Source organism: Sphingomonas bacterium (assembly GCF_903644135.1).
Taxonomy (GTDB): Bacteria; Pseudomonadota; Alphaproteobacteria; order Sphingomonadales; family Sphingomonadaceae; genus Sphingomonas.
The window spans coordinates 1-6,476 of record NZ_CAHJXA010000153.1 but is presented as its reverse complement, the minus strand read 5'-3'; the positions used below and the strand labels follow the sequence as shown (position 1 = coordinate 6,476).

The window sequence follows — 6,476 nt, the reverse complement described above, 5'->3', positions numbered from 1 at the left end:
CGCGGCGGCGCGCCTGGCGCGCGCGGCGGCGCTGGGCGAGCCCGTCGAGCGCGACATAGACGACAGGCGTGGTGATGAGGGTCAGGAGCTGGCTCGCGATCAACCCGCCGATGATCGCGACACCCAGCGGCCGGCGCAGCTCCGCGCCTTCGCCAAAGCCGATCGCCAGCGGCAGCGCGCCCAACGCGGCGGCGAGCGTCGTCATCAGGATCGGGCGGAAGCGCAGCAGGCTCGCCTCACGCGCTGCCTGCTGGGCGGTGAGGCCGCGGTCGCGCTCGGCATGAAGCGCGAAGTCGATGATCAGGATCGCGTTCTTCTTGACCAGTCCCATCAAGAGGAACACGCCGATCAGCGCGATCACGTCGAACTCCAGCCCGAAGATCATCAGCGCCAGCACCGCGCCGACGCCGGCCGCGGGCAGCGTCGACAGCACCGTCAGCGGATGCAGCAGGTTCTCGTACAGCATCCCCAGCACGATGTAGATCGTCACCAGCGCGGCGAGGATCAGCAGCGACTGCGATCCCTGGCCTTGCGCGAACTGGAGCGCGGTGCCGGCAAAGCCTCCATGGACGGTGTTGGGCAGCGCGATGCGCGCTTCCGCCTCGCTGAACGCGGTCGCGGCCTGCGACAGCGAATGGCCAGGCGCGAGGTCAAACGAGATGGTCGCCGCCACCTCGGTACCCTGGTGGTTGACGCTGGCCGCGGTCGGGGCCTGGGCGATGCTCGCCACCGATTGCAGCGGCACCATCATCCGCGCGGTGTTGCTGAGCGCCGACCCGGTCGACGCGCTGCGCAGCGCCGGGTTGGTCGAGACCGAGCTGGTGGCGTTGGAGGTCGACTGGCCGGTGCTGGCGGTGACGGTCGCGCCGGATGCCAGCGGCGTGGCGGTGGTGATGCTGGTGCCGGTCACGGTCGAGGTGGCGCTGCTGGTGGTCGCCGCCGCGCCCGAGGTCTGGCCGGCGGCACCGATCGGCACGCGGATGTCGGGCAGGTCCTGCGGCCCGTTGGTGGCATTCCGCGTCCAGCCGAGGATGACGCTATACTGGTTGATGTCCTCATAGATGGTGGCGACGTTGCGCTGGCCGAACGCGTCGTACAGCGCGTTGTCGACCGCGGTCGGGGTGATGCCGATGCGGCTGGCGGCGTCCTTGTCGATTGTCACGAAGCTCTCGACGCCGTTCTCGGCAAGGTCGCTGTCGACGTTGGTGACGACCGGGCTCTGCTCCATCGCCTTGGTCAGCTTCTGCGCCCAGATCTTCAGCGCCGCGGTCGAATCGGCCATCAGCGTGTATTGATAGGTGGCATTGCCCGACCGGCCGCCGGCGCGCAGGTCCTGCACCGGCACCAGGAACAGGCGGATGCCGGTCACCGGCTGCAGCCGGCGCTGCAGTCGCTGGATCACGACGCTGCTCGGCTGGCCCGGGCGCTGCTGCACCGGCTTCAGCGCGACCATCATGAACGCCCCGCCGGCGCGGCTGCCGCCGGTGAAGCCGACCACGCTCTGCACAGCGCGATCATGCTTGATGATGCCGACCACCTGCTGCAGCTTGCCCTGCATCGACTGGAACGACACGCTCTCGTCGGCGCGCACGCCCGCCATCAGCAGCGGGCTTTCCTGTTGCGGGAAAAAGCCCTTGGGTACCGCGACGTAGAGATAGACGGTGAGGCACACCGCCGCGAGCAGCATCAAGAGCACCAGCGGCCGCATCGCCAGCGCCCAGTCGAGCGAGCGCGCATAGGTGCGCTCCATGCGATTGTAGCCGCGCTCCAGCAGCCGCGAGACGCGGCCCTGCGGCGGCGGCTCGTTCGAGGTATTGGGGCGCAGGAACCAGGCGCACAGCATCGGCGTGGTGGTGAGCGACAGGACGAGGCTGATCATCACCGCCACCGACAGCGTCACCGAGAACTCGCGGAACAGCCGGCCGATGATGCCGCCGAGGAACAGCAGCGGGATGAACACCGCGACCAGGCTGATCGAGATCGACAGGACGGTGAAGCCGACTTCCGACGCACCGGTCAGCGCTGCTTGGAACCGGCCCATGCCCGCCTCCAGATGGCGGGTGGTGTTCTCCAGCACGACGATCGCGTCGTCGACGACGAAGCCGGTCGCGACGGTGACCGCCATCAGCGACAGGTTGTTGAGGCTGAACCCGATCAGGTACATGATGCCGAAGGTGCCGAGCAGCGACACGATCGTCGCCACCGCCGGGATCATCGTCGAGCGCACGTCGCGCAGGAACGCGAACACCACCAGCACGACCAGGATCAGCGCGATGACGACGGTGATCTCGATCTCGCGGATCGAGGCGCGGATGCTGCTGGTGCGATCGACCGCCACCGCCATGTTGATGTCGGCGGGGATCTGCGCACGCAACGCCGGCAGCTCGGCGCGGATGGCGTCGACCATCTTGATCAGGTTGGCGTCGGGCTGCTGGGTGATGTTGACCACCACCGCGCGCTTGCCGTTGTAGAGGCCGAGCGTGCGCAGGTCGGCGACGCTGTCGCTGACGGTGGCGATATCGCCCAACCGCACCGCGCCGCCGTTGCGCCAGGCGATCACCAGCGGGCGATAGTCACCCGCGACGCGGCCGGCGGCGTTGGTGTAGATCTGCCAGGCGCGGCCGGTGACCGGGCTCTGCAGCAGCCCCTTGGGACGGTTGGCGTTGGCCGCTTCGATCGCGGCGCGCACATCCTCCATGGCGATGCCGTAGGAGTTGAGCCGATAGGGATCGACGTCGACCCGCACCGCCGGCAGGCTGCCGCCGCCGACCTCGACGTCGCCGACGCCCTGGATCTGGAGCATGTGCTGCTGGACGATGTTGGACACCGCGTCATAGATCTGGCCGGCGGTCTTGGTATCGCTGGTCAGTGCCAGGGTGATGACCGGCTGACCGGCGGGGTTGACCTTGCGATATGTCGGGTTCTGCTTGAGCGTCGCCGGCAGGTCGACGCGGCTGGCGCTGATCGCCGCCTGCACCTCGCGCGCGGCGGTGTCGATGTTCTTGGCGAGGTCGAACTGGAGGATCACCCGCGTCGAGCCGAGCGAGCTGGACGAGGTCATCTCGTTGACCCCGGCGATGGTGGCGAGGCGGCGTTCGAGCGGGGTGGCGACGCTCTGCGCCATCACCTCGGGGCTGGCCCCGGCGAGGCTCGCCTGAACGCTGATGACCGGGAAATCGACCTGCGGCAGCGGCGCGACCGGCAGGTGCAGGAACGCCGCGATGCCGGCCAGCGCGATGCCGATCGTCAGCAGAACAGTGCCGATCGGCCGCCGGATGAAGGGCGCGGAAAGGTTCACGCGTGTGCGCCCGCGACAGCGCCGTCCGCCTCGGGACCGATGTCGGGGCTGGCCTTGACGCCCCAGCCGCGCCGCGCCAGCCGCTGCTGCGCGCGATCGAAATAGAGATAGACGATCGGCGTCGTGAACACCGTCAGCAGCTGGCTGACCATCAGCCCGCCGAAGATGGCGATGCCCAGGGGCCGGCGCAGCTCCGCACCCTCGCCGAAGCCGACCATCAGCGGCACCGCCGCGAACAGCGCCGCCAGCGTCGTCATCAGGATCGGCCGGAAGCGCAGGATCGCCGCCTGGCGGATCGCCGCGGCCGGCTCCAGCCCCTCGTCACGCTCGGCGGCGATGGCGAAGTCGATCATCATGATCGCGTTCTTCTTCACGATGCCGATCAGGAGGACGATGCCGATGATGCCGATGATGTCGAGGTCGTGGCCGGTGATCCACAGCGCGAACAGCGCGCCGGCACCGGCCGAGGGCAGCGTCGACAGGATGGTCAGCGGGTGAATGAAGCTCTCATAGAGCACGCCCAGCACGATATAGACGCAGATCACCGCCGCCAGGATCAGGTAGAGCTGGTTGTTGAGCGAATTGCCAAACGCGCCTGACGCACCGAGGAAGGTGATGGTGACGCCCGGCTTGAGCGACAGCTTGTCGACCGCTTTCTGAATCGCCGCGGTGGCGGTGCCGAGCGACACGCCGGGGGCGGCATCGAAATTGACGGTCGCTGCCGGGAACTGGCCGACATGCGTCACTGCAAGGGGCGAGATGCCCTCCCTGACCGTCGCCACCGCACCGAGCGGCGTCGCCCCGCCCTGCGCCGGCAGGTGGAGCAGGCCGAGCGAGGCGGGATCGGTGACCAGCCCCGGCACCGCCTCCAGGATGACGCGATACTGCGTCGTCTCGGTGAAGATAGTCGAGACGATGCGCTGGCCGAACGCGGAATACAGCGTGTCGTCGACGCTCGACGCGGTGATGTTGAGCCGCGCGGCGGTGTCGCGGTTGACGGTGATGTACGCCGCCGGTCCGGTCGCGCCCGCGGTCGAGGAAACATGCGCGACCTTCGACACCTGCCGCAACGCCGCGACGATCCGCTTTGATTCCGCGGTGACGTCGGCGGTGTTGGAGCCCTGCACCGACAGACGGTACTGCGTCGGGCCGCTCTCCGCGTCGATGGTGAGGTCCTGGGTCGGCTGGAGGTACAGCACCACGCCCGGGATGCGCTGGTCGACCGCGTCGGTCAGCCGCTGCATCAGCCTTGCCTGATTGCCGTGGCTGCCGGCCAGGTTGATCAGCATCGTCCCCGAGTTGAGCGAGGCGTTGTTCGAGCCATCGACGCCGACATAGGCCGACAGCGACGCCACCGCCTTGTCCTGCAGGATGACGTCGGCCGCCTGCGCCTGCAGGTCGGCCATCTTCGCGTAGGACACGCCGGTGGTGGCGATCAGCCGCGCCTGGAGCTGGCCGGTATCCTGGGTCGGGAACAGCCCCTTGGGGATGACGAGGTAGAGCAGCACCGTCAGCACCAGCGTCGCCACCGCCACCATTAGCGTCGCGAAGCGCCGCGCCAGCACCCAGTCGAGGCCGTGCTCATAATGCCCCTCCAGCCAGGCAAACCCTGCGGCCGAGCGCTGGGCGATCCGGCTGGGGCGCTCGTCATGCGCGTCCTTGAGCCAGCGCGCCGACAGCATCGGCGTCAGCGTCAGCGACACCAGCGCCGAGATGAGGATGGTCACCGCCAGCGTTACCGCGAACTCGCGGAACAGCCGGCCGACAATGTCGCCCATGAACAGCAGCGGGATCAGCACCGCGATCAGCGAGACGGTCAGCGAGATGATGGTGAAACCGATCTCCGCCGCGCCCTTCAACGCCGCCGCGAACGGCTTCATCCCGTCCTCGATATGGCGCTGAATGTTCTCGATCATCACGATCGCGTCATCGACCACGAAGCCGGTGGCGATGGTCAGCGCCATCAGCGACAGATTGTCGAGGCTGTAGCCGAGCAGGTACATGACGCCGAACGTGCCGACCAGGCTGATCGGCACCGCCAGCCCCGCCACCAACGTCGCCCGGCCGGAGTGGAGGAAGAAGAAGATCACCAGCACCACCAGCATCACCGCCAGCACCAGCTCGAACTCGACATCCTCGACCGAGGCGCGGATGCCGGTGGTGCGGTCGGCGAGCACCTGCGCGTGCAGGCCGGCGGGCAGCGACTTCAGAAGCTCGGGCAGCTGGCGCTTGATTGCATCGGTGGTGGCGATGACGTTGGCACCGGGCTGGCGCTGGACGTTGAGGATGATTGCCGGCGTCCGCCCCGCCAGCGCGCCCAACCGCGCATTCTCCGCCCCCTCGACCACCTGCGCCACGTCCTTCAGCCGCACCGGCGAGCCGTTGAGGTACGTCACGATCAGGTTGTTATAGTCGTCGACGCTCTCCAGCTGGTCGTTGCTGTTGATCTGGTACGACCGGGCGGGCCCGTCGAAGCTGCCCTTGGCGGCGTTGGCATTGGCCCCGGTGATCGCGGTCCGCAGCTGGGACAGCGACAGGCCATAGCTGGCGAGCTTCTGGGTGTCGGCGCGGATGCGCATCGCCGGCTTCTGCCCGCCGGCGAGGCCGACCTGGCCGACGCCGCTGATCTGCGCGATCTTCTGCGCCAGCCGGGTGTCGACGATCGACTGAACCTGGGTCAGCGGCATGGTGTCGGAACTGATCGCGATCGTCAGCACCGGCGCGTCGGCGGGGTTGATCTTGGCATACACCGGCGGCGCGGGCAGGTCCGCGGGGAGCAGCGCCTGGCTCGCGTTGATCGCCGCCTGCACCTCCTGCTCGGCGACGTCGAGGCTTTCGGACAGGTTGAACTGCAAGGTGACGATCGACGCGCCCGACGAACTGGTCGACTCCATCCGCGCCAGCCCCGGCATCTGCCCGAACTGGCGCTCCAGTGGTGCGGTGACGGTCTGGCTCATCACCTCGGGCGAGCCGCCGGGATAGAGCGTCGTCACCTGAATGGTCGGGTAATCGACCTCCGGCAGCGCCGACAGCGACAGCAGGCGGAAACCGACCAGCCCGGCCAGCACGATCGCGACCATGAACAGCGCGGTAGCGACCGGCCGCAGGATGAAGAGGCGCGAGGGACCCATCAGCGGGCGATCAGCCGCCCGACCCGCTTTGGCTGCCGCCGCGCCGT

At 68.4% G+C, this 6,476-nt stretch carries 2 protein-coding genes; both read right to left on the bottom strand.

Going from position 1 to position 6,476, the window contains the following annotated elements:
* A partial coding sequence (locus HUU96_RS09235) for an efflux RND transporter permease subunit (RefSeq protein ID WP_174292532.1) occupies positions 1–3,298 on the bottom strand: 3,298 nt, incomplete at its 3' end.
* A complete protein-coding gene (locus HUU96_RS09230; RefSeq protein WP_174292531.1) occupies positions 3,295–6,429 on the bottom strand; it encodes an efflux RND transporter permease subunit in 3,135 nt (1,044 codons plus the stop codon). The genes HUU96_RS09230 and HUU96_RS09235, both read right to left, overlap by 4 nt.
* Positions 6,430–6,476: the final 47 nt, after the last annotated feature.

Bases quoted from the DNA above. Each gene is read 5' to 3' on its own strand.
- HUU96_RS09230 (WP_174292531.1), bottom strand. From the start codon at position 6,429: ATGGGTCCCTCGCGCCTCTTCATCCTGCGGCCGGTCGCTACCGCGCTG.